Annotated in this window: 17 protein-coding genes; 11 read left to right on the plus strand and 6 right to left on the minus strand. The window is 70.5% G+C overall.

The genetic code is table 11. From position 1 onward, the window contains the following. Nucleotides 1–38: 38 nt before the first annotated feature. Nucleotides 39–2264, minus strand: coding sequence for a nucleoside hydrolase (locus ACXJJ3_RS02440; protein WP_458168208.1), 2226 nt, complete (start codon nucleotides 2262–2264; stop codon nucleotides 39–41). A 127-nt stretch (nucleotides 2265–2391) separates the two neighbouring features. On the opposite strand from ACXJJ3_RS02440, the gene ACXJJ3_RS02445 reads away from it, so the two are divergent. Genes ACXJJ3_RS02445 through galE form a run of 9 tightly spaced genes read left to right on the plus strand, consistent with a single transcriptional unit; the run spans nucleotide 2392 to nucleotide 14526 of the window. Continuing rightward, nucleotides 2392–3177, plus strand: coding sequence for a glycosyltransferase family 2 protein (locus ACXJJ3_RS02445; RefSeq protein WP_458168209.1), 786 nt, complete (start codon nucleotides 2392–2394; stop codon nucleotides 3175–3177). Further along, nucleotides 3174–4373, plus strand: coding sequence for a glycosyltransferase family 2 protein (locus tag ACXJJ3_RS02450; protein WP_458168210.1), 1200 nt, complete (start codon nucleotides 3174–3176; stop codon nucleotides 4371–4373). The genes ACXJJ3_RS02445 and ACXJJ3_RS02450 overlap by 4 nt, the downstream gene beginning before the upstream one ends. Next, on the plus strand, nucleotides 4370–6472 hold the full coding sequence (locus tag ACXJJ3_RS02455) for a phosphotransferase (protein ID WP_458168211.1): 2103 nt from the start codon (nucleotides 4370–4372) through the stop codon (nucleotides 6470–6472). The genes ACXJJ3_RS02450 and ACXJJ3_RS02455 overlap by 4 nt, the downstream gene beginning before the upstream one ends. Next, nucleotides 6469–9027, plus strand: a complete 2559-nt coding sequence (locus ACXJJ3_RS02460) for a glycosyltransferase (RefSeq protein WP_458168212.1) — start codon at nucleotides 6469–6471, stop codon at nucleotides 9025–9027. The genes ACXJJ3_RS02455 and ACXJJ3_RS02460 overlap by 4 nt, the downstream gene beginning before the upstream one ends. Further along, on the plus strand, nucleotides 9024–9254 hold the full coding sequence (locus ACXJJ3_RS02465) for a hypothetical protein (RefSeq protein ID WP_458168213.1): 231 nt from the start codon (nucleotides 9024–9026) through the stop codon (nucleotides 9252–9254). The genes ACXJJ3_RS02460 and ACXJJ3_RS02465 overlap by 4 nt, the downstream gene beginning before the upstream one ends. After that, entirely contained in the window at nucleotides 9251–10006 is a 756-nt protein-coding gene (locus ACXJJ3_RS02470) for a polysaccharide deacetylase family protein (protein WP_458168214.1), read from the plus strand. Before ACXJJ3_RS02465 ends, ACXJJ3_RS02470 begins: the two co-directional genes overlap by 4 nt. Continuing rightward, on the plus strand, nucleotides 10003–12492 hold the full coding sequence (locus ACXJJ3_RS02475) for an HAD family hydrolase (RefSeq protein ID WP_458168215.1): 2490 nt from the start codon (nucleotides 10003–10005) through the stop codon (nucleotides 12490–12492). Before ACXJJ3_RS02470 ends, ACXJJ3_RS02475 begins: the two co-directional genes overlap by 4 nt. Continuing rightward, the gene (locus tag ACXJJ3_RS02480; protein WP_458168217.1) at nucleotides 12486–13526 is read left to right on the plus strand and encodes a GNAT family N-acetyltransferase; all 1041 of its coding nucleotides are present in this window, start codon (nucleotides 12486–12488) and stop codon (nucleotides 13524–13526) included. Before ACXJJ3_RS02475 ends, ACXJJ3_RS02480 begins: the two co-directional genes overlap by 7 nt. Nucleotides 13527–13545: 19 nt before the next feature. Then, complete coding sequence (gene galE, locus ACXJJ3_RS02485) at nucleotides 13546–14526, plus strand: UDP-glucose 4-epimerase GalE (RefSeq protein ID WP_458168218.1); 981 nt, start codon at nucleotides 13546–13548, stop codon at nucleotides 14524–14526. On the opposite strand, the gene ACXJJ3_RS02490 is transcribed toward galE, so the two are convergent. The 5 genes from ACXJJ3_RS02490 to ACXJJ3_RS02510 all read right to left on the minus strand — a co-directional run bounded on the left by ACXJJ3_RS02490 (nucleotide 14507) and on the right by ACXJJ3_RS02510 (nucleotide 21371). Beyond that, the gene (locus tag ACXJJ3_RS02490) at nucleotides 14507–15766 is read right to left on the minus strand and encodes a S8 family serine peptidase (RefSeq protein ID WP_458168219.1); all 1260 of its coding nucleotides are present in this window, start codon (nucleotides 15764–15766) and stop codon (nucleotides 14507–14509) included. The two genes, galE and ACXJJ3_RS02490, sit on opposite strands and share 20 nt — an antisense overlap. Further along, complete coding sequence (locus tag ACXJJ3_RS02495; RefSeq protein ID WP_458168220.1) at nucleotides 15763–18615, minus strand: CHAT domain-containing protein; 2853 nt, start codon at nucleotides 18613–18615, stop codon at nucleotides 15763–15765. The genes ACXJJ3_RS02490 and ACXJJ3_RS02495 overlap by 4 nt, the downstream gene beginning before the upstream one ends. Next, the gene (locus tag ACXJJ3_RS02500) at nucleotides 18615–19253 is read right to left on the minus strand and encodes a carboxypeptidase-like regulatory domain-containing protein (RefSeq protein ID WP_458168221.1); all 639 of its coding nucleotides are present in this window, start codon (nucleotides 19251–19253) and stop codon (nucleotides 18615–18617) included. The genes ACXJJ3_RS02495 and ACXJJ3_RS02500 overlap by 1 nt, the downstream gene beginning before the upstream one ends. Continuing rightward, entirely contained in the window at nucleotides 19250–19864 is a 615-nt protein-coding gene (locus ACXJJ3_RS02505; protein ID WP_458168223.1) for an RNA polymerase sigma factor, read from the minus strand. Before ACXJJ3_RS02505 ends, ACXJJ3_RS02500 begins: the two co-directional genes overlap by 4 nt. Nucleotides 19865–19940: 76 nt before the next feature. Beyond that, nucleotides 19941–21371: a GntT/GntP/DsdX family permease gene (locus ACXJJ3_RS02510; protein WP_458172014.1), complete on the minus strand. Its 1431-nt coding sequence runs from the start codon at nucleotides 21369–21371 to the stop codon at nucleotides 19941–19943. 641 nt (nucleotides 21372–22012) lie between these two features. Between ACXJJ3_RS02510 and ACXJJ3_RS02515 the strand changes: the two genes are divergently transcribed. Further along, nucleotides 22013–24226, plus strand: a complete 2214-nt coding sequence (locus tag ACXJJ3_RS02515; protein ID WP_458168224.1) for a family 43 glycosylhydrolase — start codon at nucleotides 22013–22015, stop codon at nucleotides 24224–24226. Further along, complete coding sequence (locus tag ACXJJ3_RS02520; RefSeq protein ID WP_458168225.1) at nucleotides 24223–26982, plus strand: alpha-glucuronidase family glycosyl hydrolase; 2760 nt, start codon at nucleotides 24223–24225, stop codon at nucleotides 26980–26982. The genes ACXJJ3_RS02515 and ACXJJ3_RS02520 overlap by 4 nt, the downstream gene beginning before the upstream one ends.

A 26982-nucleotide genomic window follows, 5' to 3' on the forward strand; every position in this document is an offset into this window, starting at 1 on the left:
CTCGCCGCGCGGCAAGCTCACCGTCACTACCTGATCCGTCAGTACGTCGACACGTTGTCGAAGTACGCCGGGTCGTCGACCGTGTTGTTGCTACCCGCAATCATCTGAAAGCGCACGCCCGTCATCAGGAACGGGTTCTGGATACTCGCGAGCGTCGTCCACGGGCCCGACACGCTGGCGGAGTACTCCCAGTAGAGCTTCCCCTCCGCCTCACGGAAGCGCAACCACTGCTGGCTTGTCGCCGAGTACCTCGGCCACGACGGCGTCAGGTTCACCTCGCCGGACCCGCTGTTGTACCATGCCGTCAGGCTCCCGCCCGCGACGAACAGCTCCGCGTAGTGCGTCGCGTCCTGCCGGATGATCACCGACGTCTCGCCGTACGCCGTCCCGCCCGCGCCGCCGTTCGCGGGCCGGACCAGCTGGACCTGTACCGACCGGCCCGTCTGGTCGTACGTCGTTGCCGTCTGCACCGAACCCGTCGTCCAGGCGCCGGCCGGATGGGTGATCGCGAGCTGACCGTTGACCACGCCGACCGTGGACCCGTTCTGACCGACCACCCAACCGGGGCCGACGGCGCCGGAGCTGAAGTCGTCCGACGGACCCTTGCTCGGTGGCACCGAGTCCAGCAAGGCGTCGATCGCGGAGTCCAGCGCGGTCGCGTCCACGAGTTTCAGGTAATACTGCTTGCCGAGCAGGCTCGGCGTGAACGAGTTCGCACCGCTGTTCGAGATCACGTTCTGCCCAGGCCCCGACCGGCTCATCGACTGGTCGGCCGGCCGGACGGCCCGGTAGACCGCGACCAGGTCGTACGAGTAGATCCAGTTGCCCGGCTTGACGAAGGCCTCGTACGCGACCCGCAGCGGTGACGTCGCCGGCTGCGTCGTCGACACCGTGCTGCCGGTGTGCACCGCGTCGCCGACCTCGTACCCGTCCCACTCGAGTTCCGTCGGCCACTTCTTCGCGACCGTCTGTGCCGAGGCCACGTCGCCGACGATGTTGTTCTCGCCGTTCCGGCTCGGGTAGCCGCCGGCCATCGAGACCAGGCGGCTCACCTTCTGCGCCACCAGTTCCGTGCCGTTCAACGGGCTGTACGCGTCCGGTGGGGACGCGAGCAGCCGCGCCAAGTTGCCCAAGTAGCCTGTGGACGCGATCACCACACTGCCGTCCGGCTGCGCGGCAAGGACCTGCCGGTACGCCGTGACTGCGTCGGCGGGTGCCGGGACGGTGCCGGTCGTCGCCGCGCAAGGTCCGGCCCAGTCAGGGTTGTTCACGTCCGTACCGTTGGCGGGCTGCGCGGATCCGATCACCGTCGACGAGGAACCGTAGTACCGGGTGAGCGCCGCCGCGCACCTCCAGGAGTCGACGGCCACCGCCGGGCGGCTGGTCCGGGTGTTCACCATCACCGCCAGCACCTGTGCCTCACCGGCCCGCTGCAACGCCAGGGCCGTCGCGACCGCACCCGCATCGTCGGCATCGCTGAAGATGTCGGTGTCGACGATCAGCCGCACCGGCCCGGCCGGCGGTGGCACCGGCGACCGCAGGGCGACCAGTACGGCGAGCGCCCGGCTCTCCGCCACCGACGCGGTCGCGGTCTTCGCGCCGGACGAGCCGGCCGCGGTTTGCGCGCCGGCTGCCAGCGTGGCGGACCGGGCCGCGTACGCGGCGTCCGCCAGCTTCGCCATCCCGGTCGGTGCGGTCCAGGTCGCCTTGCGGTTCGCTGCGTTGTAGGCGTAGTACGCCGCGACCAGCTCGGTGTTCTTCGTCGTGGTCGTGACCCGGGTGGTGGCGATCCTCTGCGTCGGGCCCGTGACCGCGACACCGGCCGCAATCTCCACCGGCCGGCGCGGATCGGCGCCCGCGAACGCGGCGATACTCGCGACGCCGCCGACCGCGACGGTGCTCATCCAGGTGTAGCTCTTCTCGCCCGCGACGAACACGTGCCGGTAGACCGCGAGCGCATCGACGACCCTGCTGTTGGTCCGTACCACGAGGGTCCAGCCGACCGGCGGGCTGAGCACCGGCTGTGTGGTCGCCCCGGTGCGGCCGAAGCCGAGCGACGCGATCAACAGGTCGCCCGGCTTGGTGCCGGTCGGCACCGGCAACGTGAGCTTGGTCGTCCCGTTCGGCGGATACGCAGCGGTGCGTGCCGGTCCACGCGACGTGATCACACTCGCAGTGACCGTTGCCGACGCCAACAGCTTCGGTCCGGTCGCCAGCATCGCCAACGCGACGAGCCCACCCAGGACCGTCCTGCCGATCCTCATTCGATACCTCCCCCGGGCCCACCATACGACGAAAACGCGTCCGGGGAACCCCTGAAAACTCGATGCATCAACACCGCGTCCGCCGTGCACTTGCTGGATATAGCCGCATTCCTGTGGGGGGAAACCAATGACCGCGACGGACTCTGCCACGCCGCTGAACGACCACGCCCGACGACCGTCCGTGACCCGGCGCGCACCGAGACGTACGACGGTGAGCCTGGTGATCCCGGTGAAGAACGAGGCCCGCAACCTCGCCTGGGTACTGTCCCAGATCCCTTCGTGCGTTGACGAAGTACTGATCGTCGACGGCGATTCGGTGGACGCCACCACCGCGATGGCCCTCAGCTGCCGGCCGGACATCCGGCTGGTCAACCAGTCCGGACCCGGCAAGGGCACCGCGCTGCGGACCGGGTTCGAAGCCTGTACGGGCGATGTCGTCGTGATGATGGATGCCGACGGCAGCATGTCGCCGGACGAGATCCCGCACTACCTGCACTTCCTTGCCAACGGCTACGACTTCGTCAAGGGCTCGCGGTTCATGGGCGGCGGCGGGTCGCTGGACATCACCCGGTTCCGGCGCTGGGGCAACCGCGCGCTGCTGATCGCGGTCAACTCGCTCTACGACACCAACCTGACCGACCTCTGCTACGGATTCTGCGCGTTCGACCGGCGGTTCCTCGAGCACCTGAACCTGAACGCGTCCGGCTTCGAGATCGAGGCCCAGATGACCGTGCACGCGGTCCAGGCCGGACTCCGGATCGCCGAGGTACCGAGCCTCGAACTGCCGCGGCGCAGCGGCCGCTCGAACCTGCGCGCGATCCGCGACGGCCGCCGGGTGCTCTCCGCGATCCTCACCGACCACCCCGGGCGACTGGCCGGTGCGGCCCGCCGTACCCGACTGGTCGCGCGGTGATCCCCGCGAACCAGCGGATACTCGTCGGCGATCTGCACCTGGACCGGCCCTGGCCGGATCCGCCGCTCGGGGACAGCGCCCGCTACGGCGCTGCCCGCCTGCTGGTCCGGCGCCACCAGCAGCCGCTCGGCGAGATCACGGTCCCGCTCGACCGGCCGCCGACCGCGGACATCCTGCGGCGTGCTGTCCTCGAGCAACTCGGCGACCTCGGCCCGGACGTACTACCTGACACGCCGGCGCCGCGGTCCGCGACGGTCGTGATCGCGACCCGGGAGCGGCCCGACAGCCTGGAACGCTGCCTCGGGACACTGGCGGAGTCCGACCATCCCTTCTTCGACGTCGTCGTGGTCGACAGTGCGCCGACGACGCCCCGCACCCACGCGCTGGTCCGGGAGCACCCCTGGCCCTTTCGGCTGAGCTATGTCCGGGCGGACCGCCCGGGCCTCGGGTACGCACACGACGTCGGGATCCCGCGGCTGACCGGCGAGGTGGCGGCGTTCACCGACGACGACGTGGAGATCGACCGGCGCTGGCTGACCGCGATCAGCGCGCCGTTCGGGGATCCGGCCGTTGCCTGTGTCACCGGTCTGATCCTCCCGGCGGAGCTGGAAACCTACGCGCAGCGGTGGATCGAGGACGCCGGCGGATTCGCCCGCGGGTACCGGCGGACGGAGTACCGCCTCGATCGTCCGACCGCGGATCGGCTGTTCCCGTTCACCGCGGGCCGGTTCGGGTCGGGCGCGAACATGGCGTTCCGGTCGGAGTGGCTTCGGGCGCGCGGCGGGTTCGACCCGGCGACCGGTGCGGGCACGCCGGCCAAGGGCGGTGACGATCTCGACGCGTTCCTGCGGGTGGTGCTCGACGGACAGACGCTTGTGTACGAGCCCGGCGCGATCGTACGGCACCATCACCGGCGCGACTACGAAAGCCTCCGGCGGCAGGCCTATGGGTACGGCGTCGGCCTCGGCGCCTACTTGACCGCCGCGGTACGCCGGCATCCGCTGGATGCTTTCGCGATGGGCCGCCGGGCCGTTCCCGCGCTGCGGCACCTGCTCGCGCCGGGCTCGGCACGGAACGCGAGCCGCGGGCAGGACTTCCCGGCCGAGCTGATCTGGCGCGAGCGGCTCGGCGTCTGCGTCGGCCCGGCCGCGTACGCGTGGAGCCGGTGGCGGTACCGCGAGGTGATCCGGCCATGACGGTCGACGTCGAAGAACGCTTGATCGGGGTACGCCGCTTCGTTGCCGAGCGCACCGAACGCTGGCGGCAACCGCTGTTCCGCAGCGGCCACTTGCTGGTCGCGAGCTCAGTCCTGACCGGCGTCGTCGGGATCGCGTACTGGCTCGCGGCCGCCCGCCTCTACCCGCCGGACGTCGTCGGCCGGAACTCCGCGGCGATCTCCGCGATGATGTTCCTGGCCGGCTGCGCGCAGCTCAACCTGATGAGCGCGCTGCTCCGCTTCCTGCCGACATCCGGCTCCGGCGCGAAGGCGATGGTCGTCAGGTCGTACGCCGTCGGCGGCGGGCTCAGCCTGATCGCGGGCGCCGTCTTCGTGCTCGGCGTACCGCTGTGGACGCCGGAACTCGCAGGACTCGTCCGCGCGTGGCCGGACGCGGTGCTTTTCACGGTCGCGACCGGTTGTGCGGCGATCTTCGTCATGCAGGACAACGTGCTGGTCGCGCTCGGCCGGCCGGCCGGCGTGCCGGTGGAGAACCTGGTCTTCGCGGTGCTCAAGCTCGGGCTGGTCGTCGCGCTCGCGACAGTTGCCGCGCGCAACGGGATCTGGATCTCCTGGGTCGTCGGTCTGCTGGTCGCGGTCGTCGGTACCAGCGTCTATCTCGCGACGCGGGCGGTGCCGCGATTCTCGGGGCCGCGGTCCGAGTCGGTCACGCTGCCGGAGCTGGTGCGGTTCGTCGGGCCGGACTACCTGGGATCGCTGTGCTGGATCGCGAGTACGACGCTCGTTCCCGTCCTGGTCCTCGGGCTCGCCGGTTCGGCCGAGGCAGCCGCGTTCGCATTGCCGTGGTCGATCTGCCTCGCGGCGTTCCAGGTCCCGGCAGCCTTCGGTCAGTCGCTGGTCGCCGCGGGTGCCCGTGATCCGGATCGACTGCCCCCGCATTACCGGCAGCTTCGCCGGCACACGCTCACCGTGCTCGCCCCGGCCGTGCTCGTGGTGGTGATCGGCGCGCCGATGCTGCTGCACTTCTTCGGCGGCTGGTATGCGTCCGAAGGGACGACGACCCTGCGGCTGCTGATCCTCTCGGTCCTGCCGAACGCCGTGGTTTCGCTCGCGATCAGCCGTGCCCGCGCGGAACGGCGTACCGGAGAGGTCGCCTGGTACCTGATCGCCACCGGGCTGATCGTCGTCGGCCTGACCGTCGTCATGGTCCCGCGGATCGGCATCGCGGGCGCCGGGCTCGGCTGGTTCGTCGCGGAGACGCTGCTCGCGGGCGTCGTCCTGCTGCGGGACCTGCGGATCGTCCGGCGGGGCTCCCGTTCGGACACGAGCGTCGTACTGCTCGACGACCGGGTGCTGCACACGGCCGCGACGCGTTCCGGCCGGCAGGCGCTCGACCGCGAGTACGGCGCCCTCGTACGGCTGCATGCCGACGACCGGCTCGGCTACTGGCGACGGCTGCTCCCGGTCGTCCTCGAAGCAGAAGGCGGACGACTCGCCACCAGCAGGATCGCCGGCCGACCGGGCCGGCGGGTCTCGTCCGCGGAGTACGCCGCCGCCGTCGACGCGATCCGCGCGCTCCACGACCTGACCAGCCGGAACGTCGTACTCCGAGCCGCTGACCTGGACGCGATCGTCGACGAACCGGCGGCCGTCCTGCGCGGCGTCCTCACCACGACGACCCACCGTAGGATTGTGGACAATCTGACGATCGGCCTGCGCGCGGCCCTCGACGGGCAGGTTCTCCCGGTCGGCTGGACGCACGGCGACTTTCATCCCGGCAACGTCCTGTACGACGTCGGCCGGGTCAGCGGCATCGTCGACTGGGAGCAGGCGTCCGTCGCGTATCCAGTTGCCCTCGACACCATGTTCTGGGCGCTCACCACCGCCGGCGACCGCCACCAGCTCGGCCGCCGCGTCGTCGACCGGCTGCGGCACGGCTGCTCCGAACCCGAACGCCGACTCCTCGGGGCCACCGACGTACGACTCGAGCGCGCGCTGCTCCTGCTCACCTGGCTCCGGCACGTCGCCGGCAACCTGACGAAGTCCGAGCGGTACGCCGCCAACCCGATCTGGCTGCGGCGCAACGTCGTCCCCGTGCTGCGCGAGGTGGCCCGATGACCGCCGTCATCAGCGCACCTCCGATCCCGACGGTCTCGGTCGTGATCTGCTGCTACACGCTCGACCGGTGGCAGCAGATCGTCGAGGCGATCGCCTCCGTCCAGGCGCAGACCCAGCCGGCCGCCGAGATCATCCTGGTCGTCGACCACTCGCCCGACCTCGCCGCGCAGGCGTTCACGCTGGACGGCGTCCGGGTGGTCGAGAGCGACGGACCGCGAGGCCTGTCCGGAGCCCGCAACAGCGGTGTCGCGGTCAGTACGTCGGACATCGTCGCGTTCCTCGACGACGACGCGTTCGCGGCGCCCGACTGGCTCGAACGGCTCACCGACGAGTACGCCGATCCCGACGTCCTCGGCGTGGGCGGGCACGTCGAACCCGACTGGGAGAGCAGCCGGCCGGCCTGGTTCCCACCCGAGTTCGACTGGGTGGTCGGGTGCAGCCACTCCGGACTCCCCCGCGCCACCGAGGCCGTCCGCAACTTCGTGGGCGCCAACATGTCCTTCCGCCGATCCGTGTTCACACAGGTCGGCGGGTTTCGCCCGGACCTTGGCCGGGTCGGCCGGCGACCGGTCGGCTGCGAGGAGACGGAGCTCTGCATCCGCGCCGCGGCAGCCTTTCCCCACGGTGTGCTGCTGCACCATCCCCAGGCCAAGGTCCGGCACCACGTCCCGGCCGAGCGCGCGACCTGGTCGTACTTCCGGTCCCGCTGCTACTCCGAGGGCCTCTCGAAGGCGGTCGTCTCCCGCCTGACCGGCCGGACGGCGGCGCTGTCGTCCGAGCGGGACTACGTACGCCGGGTATTGCCGCGCGGTCTGCTCGTCCGCCGCAGAGCGCTGCCGCTCGTCGCGGGACTGGCCACGACAGCCATCGGGTACGTCGCCGGACAGGTGCTCGCCCGTCGCCGGACCCTGATCGCACACGTGCCGCTCGTCGCCGCGCTGCTCGTCTGGGCGCTGTCCCTCGGCTCCGTCAACGTCAACGCGATGACGGATCTCGGCCTGGTCAGCGTGCTGTCGATCGGGTACTGGATCGCATTCGTGACGATCCTGGTCACGACAGTCGTCCTGATCCATCGACGGCGGTCACCCGCCGGCTACCTGCTCGGGCTCATCCTCGTCATCCACGGCACACCACAGCTGCTGTACGGGACGCTCAGGTATTCGTGGGCGTGGAAGCACGTCGGCATCGTCGACTACATCCTCCGGCACGGCGCGGTGGACCCGAGCATCCCGGCGCTCAACGCGTACCACGCGTGGCCTGGGTTCTTCGCGCTGAGCGCCGTACTCACAAAGGCGTCCGGCATCCCGACCCTGAGCTACGCGGGCTGGGCGCCGGTCGTGAACACCGCGCTGGTGCTGCTGCCGTTGTGGCTGATCTTCGACCACCTTGCGAAGGACCGGCGCCGCGTCTGGTTCGCGATGTTGCTGTTCGTGCTGTGCAACTGGATCGGCCAGGAGTACTTCTCGCCGCAGGCGTTCGCGTACATCCTGTATCTGACCGTGCTGGCGATCTGCCTGCGGCATCTCGGCCCGACCGCGAAACGGCAGCGCCTCGGGTTCCTCGGCATCGTCCTGCTGCTGATGGTCGCGATCGCCAGCAGCCATCAGCTCACGCCGTTCATGCTGTTGTCCGCGCTGTCGATGCTCGTGCTGATCCGCAAGATCCGCCCGTTCGTGTTGCCGATCGCGCTCGCGGCGATCACCGTGGTGTGGATCTCCTCGATGGCGGGCGCGTTCCTCGGCCAGAACCTGTACTGGATCGTCGAATCGATCGGCCGCCCGGCGTCGAACACGCAGACCACCTTCGTCGACCTCAGCCAGGCGGGCCCCGACCAGCAGCTCGTCCTGTACGCCGATCGCGGGCTCACCGCGGGGATCGGGCTGCTCGCCGTCCTCGGAGCGTTCCGGCTGCGGCACGCGCGGGCACCGATCCTGACCACCTCGGTCCTCGCGTTCAGCCCGTTGCCGCTGCTGGTGATGAACAGCTACGGCGGCGAGATGCTCTTCCGGGTCTACCTGTTCGCGCTGCCGTTCCTCGCGCTGCTCGCCGCCGGGCTGGTCTACGCGCCCCGCCCGGCACGCTGGTCGTTGCCGGTAGCAATCGTCTGCGTGCTGGCGACCGCGTCCGCGTTCTGCCTCGCGTACTACGGCAAGGAGCGCGCGAACCGGTTCACCCCGGCCGAGGTCACCGCGTCGAACTGGCTGTACGCGCACGCCCCGCGCGGTTCGACCATCGTCGGGGCGACCGCAAACTTCCCGTGGGCGTTCACGCACTACGAGTACTACGACTACGAGTTCCTCGAGAATCTCCCCGCGGCCCGGAAGCCGCTTGCCGCCTCCTCCCCGGTGAGCGCCATCAACGAGGTCGCGGGGACGCCGTCCGGCACACCGGTGTACGTCGTGCTCACGGCATCGGAGCAGACCGCGGTCCGGTACACCGGCGTACTGCCGGCGACGACCGTGCCGCGAATCGATGCCGTGCTCGCGCACACCCCGGGCTACCGGGTGGCGTACCGGAATGCGGACACCACGATCTATCTGCGGAGCGCCCGATGAGGGCGGTCGTGGTGTTCGCGTTCGTCGCCCTCGGCCCCGGGCTCGCGATCGTCCGCCGGCTCGACGTCGACCCGCCGATGCGCTGGCTGCTCGTCATCACGACCAGCCTCGCCGTCACGGCCGTGGTGTCCGAGGCGTTCGCGATCGCGCAGAGCTGGACCGCGACGGCGGTGCTGTGCGTGGTCGCAGCCTTCTCCGTCCTGCTGCTGCCCCGGCGGCGGCGATGAACATCCCGATCCTGCTGTACCACTCGGTCAGCCACGCGCCGTCGGAGTGGATCGCGCCTTTCACCGTCACGCCGGAGACCTTCGAGCGGCACATCCGGCTGATCTCGCAGGCGGGGCTGCAACCGCTCACCGTGTCACAACTGCGGTCCGCCGTCGACCGGCGGCAAGCGCTGGAGCGGCCGGTGGTGATCACGTTCGACGACGGGTTCGCCGACACGCTCGACGCGGCGGCGCCGGTGCTCGCCCGGTACAGCATGCCCGCGACCGTGTACGTGACATCCGGGTTCGTAGGCGGCCGGAGCCCGGGCAGCGACCGGATGCTCGGCTGGACCGAGGTACAGCAACTCGCGGCGCTCGGGCACGAGATCGGGGCGCACTCGGTCACGCATCCCGAGCTCGACACCCTCGAAGCAGCACCGCTGTGGCACGAAGTCACCCGCTGCCGGGCCGACCTGGAACAGCACCTCGGGCAACCCGTCGACAGCTTCGCGTATCCGCATGGATACTCCAGCCCCGTCGTACGGCGAACCGTCGCGGCCGCCGGGTACCGGTCGGCGTGCTCGGTGAAGAACGCGCTCAGCCCGTACGACGATCCGCCGTACGCGATCGCGCGCTTGACGGTGATGAGCGACACGACCGACGACGAACTGTCCGGGTGGCTCGCCGGGCGCGGCCCGGTGGCACGGCCGCACGATCGGCACATCACCTGGCTGTGGCGCCAGTACCGCCGAGCGAAGAGCTGGTCGCGATGACCCAACCGCTGGACCTGCTACTGACCGCCGACGAACTCGCCGACCACCTCCGCACGGCGGTCGCCGAGGGCGACCACCTGAACGCCTACCTCTACACGGCCGGCCTACACCAACTACTCGAAGACCACCTACACCCAGACCCCCTACTACTCCGCCGAGCCGCCGCCTATCTCCACACCTCACCCGCCGGCCATCTCGCCGAGGCTGTCGCGCGGGTCCTCCAGCCACGGACGGACCCACAGCTCGTCGCCGCGAGCCACCAGTTGTCCGCAGCAACAATCAGCTACGCCACCGCGTACCTCACCCAGAGCGAACTCACACCAGTGGACCTTCCGGTACTCCGGCTGAACGACGTAGCGCGGGTCCCATCCTGCTTCCGCAGCTTCGACCAGCACCCGGACGACGTCGTACTGCTGGCGAACCGCTTCATGGCGCAGTACGGAACCGCTGACTCGGTGTGTGTGGTCGGCATCCGCACCTCCGGCAGCTACCTGGCACCACTCTGCGTCGCCACCCTCCGCACCCACTCGGTCAACGCCGAGCTGCTCACCTACCGCCCCGGCCGCGGCCTCCGCCCCGACGAACGCCGCACCCTGCAGTCCGCCGACCGCATCGTCCTCATCGACGACCCACCGGTCTCCGGCACCGCACTCGCCACCGCCGCCAAGACCATCGCCGCAACCAACAATCAGATCACCATGCTCCTCGCCTTAGCCGGCGACGAACCACCACCAGCCCTCCGCCCATGGCCCGGCATCTACCTCCCGTGGACCGACTGGACGGTCCACACCCGCCTGACCGAAGCCGCCGTCTCCGCCCAACTGAGCACGCTCCTCGGCCACCCCGTCCAAGCCCACCCCCTCCCCAACCCAACCCAACCCACCCACCGCGGCCGCATCCGCGCCCGCTACGAAATCCGAACGACCACCAGCAGCAGCGAGATCGTCGTCGAAGGGGTTGGGCTCGGCTACTTCGGCGATCATGCAGCCCTCGTCGCCGATCGGCTACCCGCCCACTGCCCCAGGGTCTACGGAGTCGCCGACGGTCTGCTCTACCGCGAGTGGATCCCCGACGGTCAACAGGTGGCCCCTCGGCCCGAGGACATCGTGCGGTACGTCGTCGAGCGTGCCGACGCCCTGCGGGTGCCCCGCGACCCAACCGCGCTGCTCCGCGGGCGGTCGCCGGTGTGGGAGGTCGGGGGTGGGCTGCTCAGCGGGGTGTTCGGGCGGCTTGCGCCGGTTGGGCAGGTGGTGTTCACCGACCGGATCGTGCGCGGGCTGATCCGGACCAGCGCGCCGACGATCGTCGACGGGCAGACCGACGTACGGCATTGGGTATTCGGGCGGAAGACCGGGTTCGACGAGCGGTCGTTCGGGAATCTCGAGCTCGGCTGCTACGACGAGACCTTCGACCTCGCGGGCGCCGCCGCCGATCCGCCGGAGCCTGGGTTCGAGGCGCAGTTGCGGGAGCAGTACCGCTGGCACACCGGGCGATCCGTCGACCTCGAGCGCTGGCTGATCTACCGGCTCGCGCACCTCTGGCGGCTGCGCCGGGCCGGCGACCTGCCGCGTTCGCGGACCGACGAGCTGTCGGCGATCGCCGTCACCGAATACCTGGCCGCGGTCCTCGACGCGACCAAGCTCGACGGCGGCGGCGACCTGTGCGCGATCGACCTCGACGGCACGCTGGAGAGCGATCCGCTCGGGTATCCGTGCGCCACCCCGGCCGGCGTCCTCGCCCTGCGCGCACTGGCCGCACACGGGTACGCGCCGATCCTCGCCACCGGCAGAAGCTTGCCCGAGGCAATCGCCCGGGGCAGGACGTTCGGCCTCCGGGGAGTCGTCGCGGAGTACGGCGCCGTCAGCTACGACAGCGCGTCCGGGCAGGTCACCGACCACCGCGACGCCCGCGCCCGGACCACGATCGAGCAGCTCCGCGAACGGCTGCACGACGTACCGCTGGACGAACGCTTCCGGTACGTCGTCCGTCTCCCGCGGCTGGACGCGGAGCTGGAACAAAAGATCGGCCCGAAGCTGCTCGCCCAGGTGCGGATCATCCGCGGCGACGAGCAGGTAGACCTCGTACCACGCGGAATCACCAAGGGCACGCCGCTCGACGGGTGGGCCGAGCCGCGTGGGAACGCCAACAGCACAGTGCTTGGTGGGGTGGTGGCGATGGCTGTTGGCGACAGCGTTGAGGATCTGCCGCTGTTCGATCTGGCTGGGCTTGGGCGGGCGCCGCGGAATGCTGCGGGTGCGGTTCGGGCGGCCGGGGTTGTGGTCACGCGGGGTGGGTATCAGGCGGGTCTCGCGGAGGCCTGTGGCGATCTGCTCGGCCACCAGCCCGGTCGGTGTCCGCGTTGCCGGGCGCCTGAGTTGCCGGACCGGTCGAAGGTTCTTCTGGCCGTTCTCGGTCTGCGTGAGAACGGGCTTCGTGGTCTGCCGGCCCGCACGATCCGTCTCGCGCTGCGGAGTTCGCGATGGTGAGGCTGATGGACGTGGTGAGTCCGGCACCGGTGGAGGCCTGGCGCGAGGTGCTCTGCAACGATCGCGAGGCCGGGCCGGGGCAGACGCCCGAGTGGCTGGCCGCCATTCGGGAGGTCGGACCGTACCGGGACGTCAGCCGGCTGTACACGTTCGACGACGGCCGCCGGGTCGTGCTCCCGTTAGCGGGGCGGCTCGCCGGCGTGATGGCGGTCGAGGAGTCGTGGCCGTTCGATTGGGGTATCGGCGGGCCGGTGTGCGACGGACCGGTCGACGACACGCACGTGCGGCTCGTGTACGACGACCTCCTCGCGCGCCGGGCGCTCCGGCTCACGGTCCGGCCGGGTCCGTTCGCGAGCAGCGGGTGGCGTCGTACGCCCGGATCCTTCAGCGTCACCGAGCACACCAGCTACTGCCTCGACCTCCGCGGCGGGTACGACGTTCTGTGGGGCAACTTCCACAGCCGGGTCAGAAGAGCCGTCCGCAAGGCCGAGCGCTCGGGGCTCCGGATCGAGGTGGATCGGAGCGGCCGGCTCGTGGACGTGTTCGACCGGCTCTACCGGCTGTCCGTGGCGCGCTGGGCGGAGCAGCAGCACGAGCCGCTCGCGCTCGCCCGGTGGCGGGCCGCCCGCGCGAACCCCAGGCGTAAGTTCGCGGCGGTGGCCCGCCAGCTCGGTGAGCGGTGCGCGATCTGGATCGCCTGGTACGGCGACGAGCCGGCCGCGGGACTCGTTGTCCTGCGCAACGGCGACCACGTCCGGTACTGGCGCGGCGCCATGGACCACCGGATCGCGAACCCGACGCGGGCCAATGATCTGCTGCACCGTGAGGTGATCGCGGACGCCTGCGCGACCGGCGCGATCCGCTACCACCTCGGCGACAGCCGGCCCGGGTCGTCCCTGGCCGCGTTCAAGACCGGCTTCGGCGCGACGCCGCACCTGTCGAGTTCGTACCGCACCGAGCGGCTGCCGCTGACGGCCGCCGACAGCGCCGTACGGACGGCGGTGAAGCGGGCGCTGGCGTTCCGCGACGGATGAGTTTCGGGAGGGGATCATCATGACCTGGTTGGTCACCGGCGGGGCCGGATACATCGGAGCGCACGTCGTCCGGCTGCTGCTCGGCGCCGGCGAGGGAGCGGACGGGGACGTCGTCGTGGTCGACGACCTGTCCACCGGCGACGCCTCCCGGGTGCCGGGTTCGGTGCCGTTCGTCGAGTGCTCGATCCACGACACCGCGCAGCTCGTCCAGGTGCTGTCGGCGTACGGCGTGACCGGGATCGTGCACCTCGCCGGGCACAAGGCGGTCGCCGAGTCGATCACGCATCCGCTCGAGTACTACTTCCAGAACGTCGACGGCCTGCACAGCGTCCTGACCGCGATGGTGCGGACCGGCGTACGGCGGATCCTGTTCTCCTCCAGCGCCGCCGTGTACGGACCCGTGACGTCCGAACCGGTCAGCGAGACGTCGCCGACCGAGCCGGGATCGCCGTACGGCTGGACGAAGCTCACCGCCGAGCGGCTGCTCCGCGACACCGCCGCGGCGCACGGACTCGACTGGGCAGTCCTGCGGTACTTCAACGTCGGCGGCGCCGCCGTACCGGAACTCGGCGACACCGGCGTCGACAACCTCCTCCCCCGGCTGCTGGACGCGGTCGAGCGCGGGATCGCCGTCGGCGTCAACGGTGTCGGACACCCGACCCACGACGGCAGCTGCGTCCGCGACTACGTGCACGTCGCGGACGTCGCCGCCGCGCATCACTGCGTCCTCGACCGCCTGCAGGCCGGCCCGATCGGATCGGTCTACAACATCGGCACCGGCCGCGGGACCAGCGTCCTGGAGATGATCGACGCGGTACGACGGGTCACCGGGCAGCCGCTCGCCTGGTACCCGGCGCCGGCGCGACCGGGCGACGCGGCCGAGGTCGTCGCCGACGCCACCCGGATCGGCCGCGATCTCGGGTGGTCCGCCGAACGCGACCTCGACGAGCTGGTCCGCAGCGCCTGGCGGGCCCGCACGCTCAGCCGTGTGCGGCAGTGAACGTCAGGCTGTTGACCACGTTGATCGAGCCTGACTGAACTTTGTGGCCCGCCCCGAGCTTGGTCGCCGTCTTCTGCACCGCCTCGAACACCTTGTCCGGCGTGATCTTCGGCGCCAGCGACTGCACCAGCGCGACCTGACCGGCGACGAACGGCGCGGCGACCGACGTACCGCGCCACCACGCGAACCGGCCGCCCGGCAGCGGACCGGCGATCTGGTCGCCCGGCGCCGCGACGTCGATCCAGTCGCCGAAGCCGGAGAACGACGCGAGCGCGGTCCATTGCGCGTCGAGCGCCGCGACACTCATCGCCTCGGGCTGCGCGGCCGGGAACTCCTTGCTGTCGTTGCCGGAGTTGCCCGCCGCCGCGACCACCACGATGCCGCGCCTGCGCAGCTCCTTGATCGTGTCGCCGAGCAGCTTCGAGGACTTCGGCGCGCCGAAGCTCAGGTTCACCACCGTCGCACCGGCGTCGGCCGCGTCGAGCAGCGCCTGCGCGACCGTGAACACGTTCCCGCGACCGTTGCTGTCCAGCACCCGCTCCGGCATGATCTTCGCGCCCGGCGCCACCAGCGAGGTGATCCCGGCGATGAACGTCCCGTGCCCGTACGCCGTGTCGACGTGACCGAGGCCGTCCGGGGTCCCCGGCGCCTCCTCGGACGGGTCCGGATCGTCGTCGACGTAGTCCCAGCCGGGGACGAGCCGGCCCTTGAGGACCGGCTGGTTCGGGTCGACGCCGGTGTCGAGGATCGCGACCACGCTGCCTTTGCCGAGACTCTTCCCCTGCGCCTGGACGAGCTTCAGGTCGGAGACGACCGGCTGATCCAGATACACCGACGGGTCGCTGCCGGCGTCCACCGCACTCCCTTCCGGCCAGGCGTGGAAGCGGGTGTCGAGCAACGTCTCGACCGTGTCCGGCTCGGCGTACACGACACCGGCCGCGTGCTCGATCTGGTCGGCCAGCTGCTTCAACTTGTCGCCCTTCTGGTACTTCGGATCGGTCGGGTGCAGCCGGTAGATACCGCGGGACGCGAGTACGGCGCTGTCCAACGCAACCGGGTACGCGGACACCACGTCGCCGATCCGGTAGCCGTCGGCAACATCGATCTTCACCACGATGCCGTCGGTCAGGTCGGCCGACGCCGGCAGGTTCGCCCTGGCCGGCAGTGCGGCGCCCAGCCAGCCGAGGACCACGAGCAGGACGAGGCTCGCCGTCCGGCGACCGGGACGAAGGCTGATCATCGATTCACTCCCGTCGGTGACGGTGCCGGATTGGTCGTGCCGGGCGGCTCGACGTAACTGAACGGGGCCCAGTGGAAGGGGTGCGGCAATCGGCGGGCGACCGCCGCGCGCGCGACCCGCAGCGCCGCGGCCGGACCGGATCCGTCCGCGAGCGCGCGGTAGTACGCCGCCATCAGGTCGACGGTGACGGTGTCCGAGACGAGCCACTGGCTGACCACGGCGCCGCTCGCCCCGGCGGCCAGGAACGCCCAGGCGAGTCCGACCGGCTCGGCGCCGACGTTCTCGTGGCGGCCCGATTCGCAGGCGCTCAACGTCACCAACGTCCCGCGCAGGTCCAGGTCGAGCAGTTCGGCGGCGGTGACCCAGCGGTCCGCGAGGCCGAGCGAGGAGAACGCCGGGTTGCCCGGGCGGTACAGCCCGTGGCAGGCGATGTGCAGTACGGCGGGGGCGGGTCCGCCGGCGAGCTCGCGGAACAGCGCCGCGCTGGTCGCCTCCGGGCCGCCGTACACCCGGACGTTCGGGAGCAGCCCGCCGACGGTGTCGGCCTCGGCGCCGACCGACGGCGCGTTCACGTCGGCGACCGCGAAGACCACCGAGTGCCGACCCGGACGATTGTCGCCGGAGGCAACGATCGGGCCGCCGCGGGCAGGTTTCACGGTGATGTCCCAGTAGCTGTTGAGGTGTGCGGAGCCGTCGTACAGGGCGTGGAAGGGGACCCGGTACAGCCGCCGGTCGGGGACCACGATCAGGCTCCGGCCGGTGGTGGCGTCGAGCAGGTCGCGGATCGGCGCGATCACCGCGCGGTACAGCCGGCCGAGGATCTGGTTCGTCGTCGCCACCAGCGTGTCCGCGTGCCGCCGGGTGAACACGTCGCCCAGCCGGAAGCGGCTCCACTGCGCACCGAGGTGATCCAGCTCCAGCGTCAGCGCGGGCAGCACACCGCGTTTCCGCCGTACGACGAGTTCCCGGCCGGAGCGCTCGACGAACACGAGCAAGTCGTCGCCCGCGGTGTGGAACGTGACGATCGCGGCCCGGCCGGCCGGCGCCGGTGCCACCGGTCCGACCGCCTCCGCGGGCGCGGCGACCGGCTTCTCCCGTGCCGCGAGGCGGACCTGCGCGAGGCCGAGCTGGTCCTCCAGTTCGTTGGCCCGGCGCTGCAGCGCGGCACGCTTCTGCGGATGCTCGGTGGTCGTCAGGCCGTTGTACGTCGCGGCCAGGTCGGCGAGCAGCGGACGGAGTTCGGCGGAGTGATGAGCGGGGCGGATCGCGCCGTTCAGCCGGTCGATCAGGGTCCGCGCCTTCGCCCGGTCGCTGAGCATCCGCGCCTCGTCGGCGGCGCCCCGGTCGACCAGCAGCGCGACGAGCTCGTCGTACGCCGCCAGCCGGTCGGTGCGGAAGGCCAGCCGCATCGTGTGGTCCGGGAGTACGCCGCTCATCCGCTCGACCTCGTCGGTTGCCTCACGCAAGCATTCCTCGGCCTCGGCGCGACGGCCCGCGGCCAGGTGCCGGCGGGCGGCCCGGAGCAGGAACGGGTACCGCAGGTGCGCGTACGGCTGCTCCTCGAGCATCGCCTCGACCGCGTCCAGCGCCTCCCCCGCGGCCTCGTCGTCGAGCGCCAGGTCGATCCGGCGCAGCGTCGCGGACACCAGAGCGGCCGTCCAGTTTCCGGCCAGCAGCTCGGCCGCGGCCTGCTCGGCGAGCCGTGCCGCTTCCTCGGACCGGCCCTCCACCGCGGCCAGCTCCGCCTCGGCCAGCCGTATCTGCGCGCGCAGCCGATCGTCGCCGACCGACTCGGCCAGCTCCGCCGCGGTCCGGATGTCCGGCTCCGCCCGAGCGGCCCGCCCGGCGCCGAGCTGCGCGAGTCCTCGCGTCAGCCGCGCGGTCGCGACGTCGTGCCGCATGCCCAGTACGGCGGCGTGTTCCGCGACCGTCGTCGCCGCCGCGAGGGCTTCGTCGTACAGCCCGAGGTCGAGGCAGGTACCGGCGATCGCCAGCTGCAGGCGGATCGCCTCCGGGACAGCCTCCAGCTCCTGCAACTCGTCGTACGCCGACTCGAGCAGGCGTAACGCCCGGATCAGGTCGCCGGTCTGCCGGTACACGTCGGCGCGATGGCCCGCGCACTTCGCGGACCAGAGGCGGTCGCCCTCCGTTCGGAAGACCTGTTCGGCGGACTCGAGCGCCGCGAGGGCTTCGTTGGCGCGGCCAAGATCCAGCAGCTCGATCCCGCGGTTCGCCCGGGCGCGGGCCGCGTCCGGCGCCAGCCCTAATGCGTCGTACTCGGCCTCGGCCCGCAGGCACGCCGCGAGCGCTTCCTCTTGCTGGCCTAGGAATCCGCGGGCGACCCCGAGGTTCTCCTGCGCCGCGGCGTGCAGCCAGCGGCTCAGCTCGGTCTCCTCCGGATCGTCGCCGAGCTCGACCGTCTCGAGTTGGGCCAGCAGTGTCTCGGCCACTTCCGCGGCCTCGTGATGCCGGCCGAGGTCGTCGAGGATCTGCATCTTGCCGAGGTCCGTACGCAGTCCCGACAGCTGTGCGCCCGTTTCCCACCAGCGCCGCCGCGCTTCGTCGATCAGCGCGAGCGCGTGGTCGAACTCGGCCCGATCGGCAAGCACTCTGGCGAGCAGGTAGCAGGCCCGCGCGGTCAGCCCGTCGTTGCCGAGGTCCTCCGCGGCGAGGCGGCAGACGGTCGCGACATCACCCGCGGCCGCGGGCTCGACGTGGACGAGTTGCTCGACCTCGTCGAGGAGTCCGGTGACACCCGGGGCGGTGGCCAGGCCGTGCGCGCGCAGCCGCTCGAGGCGTGCCGGCGTGTCGGGTTCGGCGAGCAGCTCCCCCACTGCCGCGCTGCTCATCAGGACGGCTCGGTTCCGGATCCGGCCAGGGGGCGGTCCGGTTCGATCGTGACGTCGGCGACGACCACGAACTCACCGTTCGACGCCCGCAGCTCGTACTGCCCGTCCGGTACGTCGGGCAGGCAGAACCGGCCGAGCTCGTCGCCGTCGACGGACCGGAACTCGCCGGCGCCGCCGCGCAAGGTGACCTCGGCGACCGGCGCCGCACCGGGCTCGACCAGCAGCTGCCCGTCGATCCGGCTGTTCCCGCGACCCAGCCGGTGGATGTCGACGACCAGGTCCGCCCGCGCGCTCCGGAACGCGACGTGGATGGCGTGCTCCACCGACCCGGCCGCCCGCAGTCCGACGAGTACGAGATCGCGCCGGCTGTCGAAGACCTGCTCCGCCCTCAACTCCGGCAGCTGCCCCGATTCCCGACCGGTGCGCCAGCGTTCGAAGTACTGGTGCAGGCGCTGCGCGACGATCGGCGGCGGTTCCTCGAGCGGCAACTCGGCCGCCGCCCGCTTGAACCTGCGCAACCAGGACGCCGCCGCGGCCGTCGCCGGCACGTTCGCCACAGTAGCCTCGACGGCGTCGGCGCGCTCCGGGTCGAGCCGGCCGTCGACCCAGTCCGCCACCAGCTCGAACCACGTGTTCACAGCGACTCCTCAGGCAGGAACCGGCGCAACGTCTGCAGGCACCGCGCGCGCATCGGCCCGACCGTGCCGATCGCCTTGCCGAGCCGGCTCGCGATCTCGGCGTACGACGGCGACGCGGCGTCGAAGTACAACCAGAGCAGCAGGTCCCGGCACGGCTGGCCGAGCCGCGCCAGTGCCTCGTGCACGACCGCGACCTTCTCCCAGTCGGCGAACCAGTCCAGCTCGTCCGGTATGTCGGCGGCCGGGTCCGGCTGCGGCGACTCGTGGTCGTGCCGCGAGCGCAGCCGCCAGGCCTGCCGGCGGGCCACGGTCATCAACCAGGACGGCAACCGTTCCTGGCTGCGGATCGCGGCCCCGGCTTCGAGCAGCGCGACGAACACGCTCTGGGTGACGTCGGCGGCGTCGTCCCGGCCGAGACCGTTGCGTCTCGCAACAGTGAAGACGAGCCGCTGGTACCGCCCGACCAGCAGCGCCCAGGCGTCCTGATCCCCTGCGTGGCAACGCGCGAGCAGCTCTGCGTCACTGGGCAGCAACAACCGGTCCGCTTGATTCGTCCGCCCCCGGACCGCCGCTCGCGGGACCACCTCCGCGGCATGAAAAGCCAGGTCCATCGGCCGCTCCCTCCCCTGGAGGCCAAGGACTGTTGCGTCAACGTAACTCCGGAGCGGCCGTGCTGCAATACACCTGCTACAAGAACGTCGAGAGCAGTAATGTCATGCCTAATCCCATTACAGAGATGACTGTCTCCATCACAGACCACGTCTTGATGGTCTCGCCGACGGTCATCCCGAAGTACTCCTTGACGAGCCAGAAACCGGCGTCGTTGACGTGCGAGAAGAAGAGCGATCCGGCACCGATCGCCAGCACGACGAGGGCCAGGTGCGTGGTGCTGAGTCCGGTCGCGAGCGGCGCGACGATGCCGGCCGCCGTGACGGTCGCGACCGTCGCGGAACCGGTAGCGAGCCGGATCAGGACCGCGACGATCCAGCCGAGCAGCAACGCCGACAGGTTCGCCGCGATCGCGATCTTCGCGATCGCCGTGCCGGTGCCGCCGTCCACCAGGACCTGCTTGAACCCGCCGCCGGCGCCGACGATCAGCATCACGCCGGAAATCGGCATCAGGCTCTCGCCGATCTTCTTGCTCAGCTCCGGGATCCCGAAACCGACCGCGGTGCCGAACGTGTACATCGCCAGCAGTACGGCGATCAGCAGCGCGACCACCGGGTCGCCGATGAACTGCAGGACCGGGTAGATCGCGTTCTTCGAACTCATCCAGACGTCGGACGCGGCCTTGATCAGCATCAGCGCGACCGGGAGCAGGACGGTGCTGAGTGTCGCGGCGAAGCTCGGCGTCCGGGTGCGCGTCGTACCCGGAGCGGGCGGCGGCGCGGCGTGCCGTGCGTCCGCGGCGCTGTCCTGGGTCGATTCCGGAGTACGGTCCTGCGGCGCGTTGTGCGCGGCGGTGTGCGCAGGCTCGGAGTCGTGGTGGCCGGAGCCGACCTCGAGTGCGGCACCGGCCGCGCCGATCGGCACCCACTTCGCGGCCAGCCGGCCGAACAGCGGACCGGCGACGATCACGGTCGGGATCGCCACCAGCAGGCCGAGCGCAAGCGTGATGCCGACGTTCCCCTTCAGTACGCCGATCGCCGCCAGCGGCCCGGGGTGCGGCGGGACGAACCCGTGCAGTACCGACAGACCCGCAAGCGCCGGGATCCCGAGCAGCATCGCGCGCGCACCGGTACGCCGTACCGCGAGCACGACGACCGGGATCAGCAGCACCAGCCCGATCTCGAAGAACATCGGGATGCCGATGATGAACGCAATCAGCGCCATCTTCCACGGCAGGCCGCCCGGCTTCCCGCGCAGCAACGTGTCAACGACCTGGTCGGCGCCACCGGAGTCGGCGAGCAGCTTCCCGACCATGGCGCCGAGCGCGATCAGGACACCGACGTACCCGAGCACACTGCCGACGCCGTTCTCGTACGACTTGGTGACGTCGCCGGCCGCGATCCCGGACGCGACGCCGACGAACAGCGCGCCGATCGTCAGCGACAGGAACGCATGCACCTTCAGGGCAACGATCAGCACCACGATGATCGCGATACCGACCACGGCCATGATCAGGACGCGGGTGTCGTGCCCGTTCCAGGGCGCGTGCACGTCCGCCTCAGCCACCAGCGGAAGACCGACTTCGTAAGCGAGACTCATAGCTCTCCTCCGGTCGCGACCCCCACTTCGCAGTCTGCCACCAACCCACCGTTTCCGCCGGACGGCGCGGCGCAGTGCTCGTGTAGAACCGGTTGCATGGTCCAACCTGCCGAAGTCGTCCCAACGGCCCGGATCGAGGTCGGCCCAGCTCACCACCTGGCAGTCCGCCGGCGCAGCGCGGGCGGCTCGCATGGGCGCAGCGCCGGCAAGGCAACGAGACCGACGCCGAGCAGGTGGCACCCAATCCCGCCCGCCGAATCCGGTGGGTCCACCACCGAGATGCAGGGTTCGCCTACCTGATCCGAGGCGCTAACCCACCATCTGCCGGGTCCACCCACCAGAAGCGGCCGTGCCGACGTGATCGCCGTGGACGCCGCCGTACAGCTGGCCGACGTCCCCCCGCAGCTCGCCGGGTGACGCGGCGACGATCGAGGTCTTGCGGTCGAATTATCGATCACTTACAGTCTGGCCCACGGCCGAATGTGATCGATAACTTTTCTTCCGGACCTGCACGTTGCGAGACCTCCCCGCCCATGTGAGGACCCACCGTCATGCCTAGAAAACGCTTCTTCCGACCCGTACTCGCCGGCCTGGTGGCGGCGACCGTGACCGTCGCGGGACTGCCGCCGGGCGGCGCCGCGCCCAGCGGACCGACGTACCGCAACCCGCTGATGAGCGACATCGCCCAGGCGTTCTCCGACGCCGGGCTGATCCGCGCCAAGGACGGCGCCTGGTACGCGTACGCGACCAACACCAGCCTGACCCGCGGCAACGCCCAGAACGGCGGACCGCAGCACCTGATCCCGATGGTCCGCTCCACCGACCTCGTGCACTGGACCTTCCTCGGCGACGCGTTCAGCCAGGCCAACCACCCGCAGTGGGCCGGCTGGCCGCAGAAGGGCTACTGGGCGCCGGACGTCCGGTACGTCGACGGCGAGTACTACATGTACTACTCCGCCCCCGGTTCCACCTCGCTCGACGCCGCGATCGGCCTGGCCACCGCGCCGACCCCGGCCGGACCGTGGACCGACGTCGGGCATCCCGTCGTGAACTTCGTGAAGGACAGCGAGGTGATGGAGATCGACCCGATGATGTTCATCGACTCCGACGGCTCGAAGTACCTGTACTACGGCTCGTTCCGCAAGGGCGGCATCCACGTCGTCAAGCTGACCGCCGACGGCAAGAACACGGTCGGCGAGTCCACCCAGGTCGTCGCCGGGGAACGCGGTGAAGGCACCTGGGTCCAGAAGCGCGGGCCCTGGTACTACCTGTTCTACTCCGGCTACGGCTGCTGCATGGGCACCGACGGCGGGGGCGGCTACCCGGTGCTCGCCGGCCGCTCGGCCTCCCCGACCGGCCCGTTCGTCGACGAGAACGGCCGCTCGCTGACGTCGAACCAGCCCGGCGGCACGATCGTGAACTCGTTCAACGGCAACTCGCTGAACGCCACCGGCCACAATGCCATCACCGTCGACCGCTCCGGCCAGGAGTGGAACATCGTGAACTCCGATATCCGCGCCGACCACACCTGGGGCGGCCGCCCGCAGTCGATGGACCGCCTCGACTGGGTCGGCGGCTGGCCGACCGTCCGCGCCGGGCAGTGGACGTCCGACACACCCCAGACCGCACCGGACGCGACCTCGACGGTCGGCAGCTCCTTCGACTCCCCCGGCCTGTCCGGCTGGCGCTCGGTCGCGGGCGACTGGACGAGCGACGACGGGTACGCCGCCTCGACCTCGCCGTCCGGGCTCCTCGTCAGCCAGAAGAGCGGAACTGCCGACTACCGCGTCGAGGCCGACCTCCGCACGCCATCGGGTCCGGCCGGTGTCGTCTTCGGGTACCGGTCGTCCCGCAACTACGCGGTCGCCTGGCTCGACCCGCAGCGCGGCGTGCTCCGCGTCGAGCAGCGCCTCGGCGGCAAGATCGTCGGTACGACGGAACGCCCGCTGTACCAGGGATTCCGGTACGACACCTGGCACTCGGTCACCGTCGAGGTCCGGAACGGCCGCGCCGCGGTCCAGGTCGCGCCGTCGATCGGCGACAACCCGCTCGGCGAGATCGACGTACAGCTCGCGCCCGGGCTCAGCGGGCCCGCGCAGCTCGGGCTGACCGGAACCGCGCAGGGCGACAACCTCTCGATGACCAAGCTGTACCAGCCGGTCACGCGCAAGATCGCGGATCCGAAGATCGGGCCGTTGCTCCCGGCGTACAGCGACGAGTTCACCGGACAGGACACCAACTGGCAGTGGACCGGTGCGGACCAGGGTCAGGTCGCGGACGGTCAGCTCAACTGGGACACGCAGGCAACCAACCTCAGCACCGACGCCACCGTCGCGTTGCGGGACGCTCCGGAGGGCGACTTCACCGTCGAGACCAAGCTGACGCTCCCGTTCGCGAGTACGACGGGCAACGGCCGGGCCGGGCTGATCGCGTGGACGTCCCGGACGAACTCGTTGCAGCTGGCACCGACCCGGACGAACGCCGTACAGCAGGCGTTCCTGTGGCCCGGGGCCGATCCGAGCCCGTGGCCGGAGGCGATCCAGCTCGGCCCGAGCGCCGACACGATGTGGCTGCGGCTGCGGCACACGACGCGGGACGGGCAGCACCTGTTCCAGGCGGCGACCAGCCTGGACGGGAAGCACTGGCAGTGGGGTAGCTACTGGTACCTGCCGGCCGGGCCGCTGAAGTTCGGGCTGATCTCGATGGGCGGCGCCGGATCGACGGCGCACTTCGACTACGTCCGGACGTACGGGGCGACCTCGTGACGATCACGCGCCGCACCTTGCTCGCGAGTGGTGCGGCCGGGGCGCTGGCCGCGGGGTTCCTGCCGGGCCTGCCGGCCTTCGCGGCATCCGCCGACGAGGACGGGTACGACCTGTGGCTGCGCTACCGGCTCGTCCCGGACGCCGGCCTGCTGGCCCGGTACCGGTCCGCCTTCACGCACATCGTTGTCTCCGGCAACCACGCCGTACTGCGGTCCGCCGGGGCCGAGTTGTCCCGCGGGCTGTCCGCACTCCTCGGCCGGTCGGTGCCGGTGAAGGACATCGCCGGGAAGAACGCCGTCGTCGTCAGCGTCGGGAAGCCGGCCGCGGAGAGCTTCACGATCAAGCGCCGGGCGGACCGACTGGAGATCACCGGCGGCGACGAGCGGGGCGCACTGTACGGCGCGTTCCGGTTCCTGCAGCAACTGCAGCGTCAGCGGCCGGTCTCGGCGCTCAACCTCGCCGACCGGCCGGCCGCGCCACTGCGGATGCTCAACCACTGGGACAACCTCAACGGCAGCATCGAACGCGGGTACGCCGGCAAGTCCATCTTCGCCTGGGACGAACTCCCCGGGCTCCGCGAGCGGTACGTCGACTACGCGCGGGCGATCGCGTCCGTCGGTATCAACAACACCGTCGTCAACAACGTGAACGCCAGCGCGGACTTCCTCCGCAGCGAACGGCTGCCCGGGCTCGCGGCGCTGGCCGGCGTACTGCGGCAATGGGGTGTGCGGCTGTGGCTGTCGGCGAACTACGCGGCACCGATCACGCTGTCCGGCGGCCAGGTCACTGTGGCGGATCCGTTCGACCCGGGTGTGCAGCAGTGGTGGCAGGACAAGATCGACGAGATCTACCGGCTGATCCCGGACTTCGGCGGGTTCCTCGTCAAGGCCAACTCCGAAGGGCAGCCCGGGCCGCTCGACTACGGGCGGACGCACGCCGACGGCGCGAACATGCTCGCCGACCGGATCGCGCCGTACGGCGGGAGGCTGGTCTGGCGGTCGTTCGTCCACGAGGGGTTCTCGGACTGGGCGCAGTACGAGTACAACGTGTTCCATCCGCTGGACGGGAAGTTCCACGAGAACGCGATCGTGCAGACGAAGAACGGGCCGATCGACTTCCAGGTCCGGGAGCCGGTGAATCCGTTGTTCGGCGGGCTGCCGCAGACCAATCAGATGGTCGAGCTGGAGATCACCCAGGAATACACGGGGCACGCGACCCATTTGTGTTATCTGGTGCCGGAGTGGAAGTCGATTCTCGGGTTCCGGAACGGTCCGACGGTCGCCGATATCGTGACCGGGGTTGCCTATCGGCAGGAGAACGTCGGGCTGGCCGGCGTGCTGAACTTCGGCGACGACCGGGACTGGACGGGCTACCAGCTCGGGGCGGCGAACACGCACGGGTTCGCGCGATTGGCCTGGAATCCCGGGCTGTCGGCGGACGAGATCGTGACCGAGTGGATCGAGCTCACGTTCGGGTCCGATCCGCAGGTGAAGTCGGTACTCAAGGCAATCATGCTGCAGTCGTGGGAGACGTACGAAAGCTATACGTCGCCGCTCGGGATGGGGTATCTGACGTATCCGCTCGGGGCGCATTTCCTGCCGGATCCCAACTCGACGCACAATCTGTCGCATTACACGACCAATGAGGGAACCGGGTTCGATCGGACCGCTGTGTTCCCGGGGCTTTACACCGGTTCTTGGCCGGACGTCTACGGGTCGTTGGACAAGTGTCCGGACGAGCTGTTGCTGTTCATGCATTGGGTGCCGTACACGCATCGGCTGAAGTCCGGGAAGACGGTCATTCAGCACATCTACGACAGTCACTTCGCCGGGTACGAGCGGGTGCTGGAGTTCCGGCGGGCGTGGGGGCGGCTGGCCGGGCGGGTGGATGCGGCGCGACATGCCGATATCGCGGCGACATTCGACGCGCACGTGGTCGAGGCCGAGCGCTGGCGGGACACGATCGTGTCGTACTTCTACGGGTACTCGCGGATCCTGTCGACGGGGACGGAGTGGCTGCAGGTTGAGTACCCGAACCGCGGGTTGCTGATCGGTGGCGTGGCCAACGACCTGCCGCTGGCTGTCACGAATGCGTTCCGGACGGCGCAGACGGTGGCGGCTTCGGTGCGGCCGGTGGACTCGTCGTGGACGGTCGGGACGACGACGGTGGCGATCGAGTCGGGGGCTTCGGCAAGCATCACCGTACCGGTCACTCCGCCGTTGGTGACGGAGATGGTGGAGCTGGCGATCGAGACCGGGCAGACGGCGTTGGGTGCGGAGCATCAGACGTTCGTGGTCACGCCCGACGCTGCGCAGTGCCGGCTCGCGTTGGACATCGGGACCGTGGACAGTCCGTTGGTGCCGGGGTATGCGCGGGTCTCGCCTAGTACGACGTGGGATGCGGCGCGCGGGTACGGCTGGGTCGGGACGGCGCCACAGCCGCGGGATCGTGGGAGTGCGTGGGACGCGCTCCGGCGGGACTTCGTCGGGGACTATCCGGCGAGGACGTTCCGGATCACGCTGCCGCCTGGGAAGGTGCGATTGTCGGCCTTGGTCGGCGACGGTGGACCAGACTGCCCGCCTACGCTCATCACCGAGGCCGGCAAGCTCCTCGCCGCGTCCACGGACCTGCCCGGCGGCGTCTTCACCTGGATCCACGCCGACCTCGACGGCGGCGCGACGGGCCGCACCGCCGACCTGGTCCTGGACAGCGAGCCTGACCGGTTCTGGCACCTAGGTGCCCTGATCCTCCGCTAA

The sequence above is a fragment of the Kribbella sp. WER1 genome (assembly GCF_054189145.1).

What these genes read in the sequence shown, in the direction of transcription:
- ACXJJ3_RS02440 (WP_458168208.1), bottom strand. Translation starts at nt 2,264, where the DNA reads ATGAGGATCGGCAGGACGGTCCTGGGTGGGCTCGTCGCGTTGGCGATG.
- ACXJJ3_RS02445 (WP_458168209.1), top strand. Translation starts at nt 2,392, where the DNA reads ATGACCGCGACGGACTCTGCCACGCCGCTGAACGACCACGCCCGACGA.
- ACXJJ3_RS02455 (WP_458168211.1), top strand. Translation starts at nt 4,370, where the DNA reads ATGACGGTCGACGTCGAAGAACGCTTGATCGGGGTACGCCGCTTCGTT.
- ACXJJ3_RS02460 (WP_458168212.1), top strand. Translation starts at nt 6,469, where the DNA reads ATGACCGCCGTCATCAGCGCACCTCCGATCCCGACGGTCTCGGTCGTG.
- ACXJJ3_RS02465 (WP_458168213.1), top strand. Translation starts at nt 9,024, where the DNA reads ATGAGGGCGGTCGTGGTGTTCGCGTTCGTCGCCCTCGGCCCCGGGCTC.
- ACXJJ3_RS02470 (WP_458168214.1), top strand. Translation starts at nt 9,251, where the DNA reads ATGAACATCCCGATCCTGCTGTACCACTCGGTCAGCCACGCGCCGTCG.
- ACXJJ3_RS02475 (WP_458168215.1), top strand. Translation starts at nt 10,003, where the DNA reads ATGACCCAACCGCTGGACCTGCTACTGACCGCCGACGAACTCGCCGAC.
- ACXJJ3_RS02480 (WP_458168217.1), top strand. Translation starts at nt 12,486, where the DNA reads ATGGTGAGGCTGATGGACGTGGTGAGTCCGGCACCGGTGGAGGCCTGG.
- galE (WP_458168218.1), top strand. Translation starts at nt 13,546, where the DNA reads ATGACCTGGTTGGTCACCGGCGGGGCCGGATACATCGGAGCGCACGTC.
- ACXJJ3_RS02490 (WP_458168219.1), bottom strand. Translation starts at nt 15,766, where the DNA reads ATGATCAGCCTTCGTCCCGGTCGCCGGACGGCGAGCCTCGTCCTGCTC.
- ACXJJ3_RS02495 (WP_458168220.1), bottom strand. Translation starts at nt 18,615, where the DNA reads ATGAGCAGCGCGGCAGTGGGGGAGCTGCTCGCCGAACCCGACACGCCG.
- ACXJJ3_RS02505 (WP_458168223.1), bottom strand. Translation starts at nt 19,864, where the DNA reads ATGGACCTGGCTTTTCATGCCGCGGAGGTGGTCCCGCGAGCGGCGGTC.
- ACXJJ3_RS02510 (WP_458172014.1), bottom strand. Translation starts at nt 21,371, where the DNA reads ATGGCCGTGGTCGGTATCGCGATCATCGTGGTGCTGATCGTTGCCCTG.
- ACXJJ3_RS02515 (WP_458168224.1), top strand. Translation starts at nt 22,013, where the DNA reads ATGCCTAGAAAACGCTTCTTCCGACCCGTACTCGCCGGCCTGGTGGCG.